Annotated in this window: 3 protein-coding genes; all 3 read right to left on the bottom strand. The window is 67.7% G+C overall.

Annotated elements, in window-relative coordinates:
* The coding region (locus K206_RS0135300) for a sigma-70 family RNA polymerase sigma factor (protein WP_043367830.1) at positions 1-670 on the bottom strand (670 nt) is incomplete at its 3' end.
* 6 nt (positions 671-676) lie between these two features.
* A complete protein-coding gene (locus K206_RS0135295; RefSeq protein WP_020206963.1) occupies positions 677-1531 on the bottom strand; it encodes a peptidoglycan DD-metalloendopeptidase family protein in 855 nt (284 codons plus the stop codon).
* An 8-nt stretch (positions 1532-1539) separates the two neighbouring features.
* A partial coding sequence (locus K206_RS0135290) for a protein-L-isoaspartate(D-aspartate) O-methyltransferase (protein WP_020206962.1) occupies positions 1540-2215 on the bottom strand: 676 nt, incomplete at its 5' end.

The raw sequence follows: 2215 nt of genomic DNA, 5'->3' as shown, positions 1-2215 counted from the left end.
GCACGGTGCGCGCCTGGTTCATGATGGCCCGCTCGATGCTCTGGCGGATCCACCACGTGGCGTAGGTCGAGAAACGGAAGCCGCGCGAGGGATCGAATTTCTCGATGGCGTGCATCAGCCCGAGATTGCCTTCCTCGATCAGGTCCAGCAGCGGCACGCCGCGGTTGAGGTAGCCCTTGGCGATGCTGACCACCAGCCGCAGGTTGCGCTCGATCATGACCTGGCGCGCGGAGAAGTCGCCGCCCTTGGCCAGCGTGGAGAAATGCAGCTCCTCGGGCGCGGACAGCAGCGGCTTGATGCTGATGCGGTTCAGGTAGTGCTGGACGGTGTCGGCTGCCAGCTCGGTGTGCAGCACGGTGCGGAAGTCGTCGTGGTCGGGCGCGGCGGCCTCGCTCTCGCCCTCTTCCTCGTCGTCGGATTCCTCGTCCTCTTCGTCGCGGGCCTGGCGCTCGACTTCCTCGACCATCAGGTCGGCCTCGCGCAGGCCGGCGGTGCCGCCCGCCGTGATCGGCTCATCGGTCAGCGGCACCAGCTCGGCGGCCGGGTCCTGGTCGTAGGCATCGGCCTCGGCCTCGGCCTGGGCCACGCCAGCGGTCTGCTGCATCTCCGGCTGCTTGGAACGCCGGGTCCGGCTGGTGCTTCCGGTTGAGACAGTTTTCTGGCGTGCCATGAATCCTCACTGTGGCGGCAGATACCGCATCGGATCGACTGGTTTCCCGTTCTTTCTTACCTCGAAATGCAGTTTCACACGATCGGTGTCACTGTTGCCCATCTCTGCAATCTTTTGCCCCTTGCGGACCGTTGCCTGCTCTGTGACCAGCACCTTGTCATTGTGGCCATACGCAGTGAGATATGTATCGTTGTGTTTGATGATGACAAGATTCCCGTAGCCGCGCAAGGGGCCAACGTGAATCACGCGGCCATCGTCCGCCGCCTGCACCGGATCGCCTTTCTTGCCGGCAATATCGATGCCCTTGTTGCCCTTTTCGTCGAAGTGGCCGATCAACTGGCCGGTCACCGGCCAGGCCAGCTTGATGCCGCTGTCGGCCGCCGCGGCCGAGGCCGGCGCGGCGGTCGTGCCGGGCGCCGACGATGCCGAGGCCGCCGGCAGCGGCACGGGCACCGGGCGTGCCTGGTCGATCGGCTGGCCCTGCACCGCGCCCGGCGTCACCGGCATGGTGGCCACGCCGGTGCCGGCGTTCACGTCCGCGCCCGGCGGCGCCACGCGCAACAATTGACCCACTTCGATCTGGTTCGGATTGGTGAGCTGGTTCCAGCCCGCCACGTCGCGATAGGATTGGCCGTTCTCGAGCGCGATTCGATAAAGCGTATCGCCTCGCTTGACGCGATAGTAGCCGGGCGGCGCCGGCTCCAGCGGCGCGACCCCGGCCACGCCGGCACCGGAAGTGCGGTCCACCACGGGAGCCGGCATCGGCGAAGAGGCGCAGGCCGCCAGCAGCGACAGCAGCAACGAGGCGGTGACAAGCTGCCCGGCGCGGGCGAAACGTTCCGTATTCACGATATTGTGCATAGTTCGACTCAGATAGTGCCCGATTTTAATGGCACAAAGAAAACGGCTTCAAGCGCGGTCCGGTGAAATCGATGGCGGTTGCGCCGCTCGATCAACAATAACTGCTGCGTGATGGTCTGGCCCGGCCCGCCGGCGGTAGGCGCCACCGCCACCGGGGCGATCAGGCGCCCGCCGATGGCGAGCTGTTCCAGCAGCGCCTGCGGCACCTCCATGCCGGCAGCCGCCAGGATGATCGCGGAAAACGGCGCCGCCTGCGGCAGGCCCAGCATGCCATCGCCATAATGCAGGCGCAGGTTTGGCACGCGCAGCGGCCGCAAGTTCGCCTTGGCTTGTTCGTGCAGCGGACGGATCCGCTCGATGGAGAACACTTCGCTGGCCACCAGGCTCAGCACCGCCGCCTGGTAGCCGCAGCCGGTGCCGATCTCCAGCACGCGCGCGAGCGGCTCGTCGGCGGCCAGGCCGTCGCGCAGCAGCTCGATCATGCGCGCCACCACCGACGGCTTGGAAATGGTCTGCTGGTGGCCGATCGGCAGCGCCGCGTCCTCGTACGCCTGCGACGCCAGGCCCGGCTCCACGAACAGGTGGCGCGGCACCGTGGCGATGGCGTCGAGCACGCGCTCGTCGCGGATGCCGGCCGCGCGCAGCCGGGCCGCCAGCGCGCCGCGCGCGCGCCCGGAGGCCATG

The organism is Cupriavidus sp. WS, from assembly GCF_000395345.1.
Classification (GTDB): Bacteria; Pseudomonadota; Gammaproteobacteria; order Burkholderiales; family Burkholderiaceae; genus Cupriavidus; species Cupriavidus basilensis_B.
The sequence above is the reverse complement of the archived record's forward strand: the minus strand, read 5'-3'. Positions and strand labels throughout refer to the sequence as shown.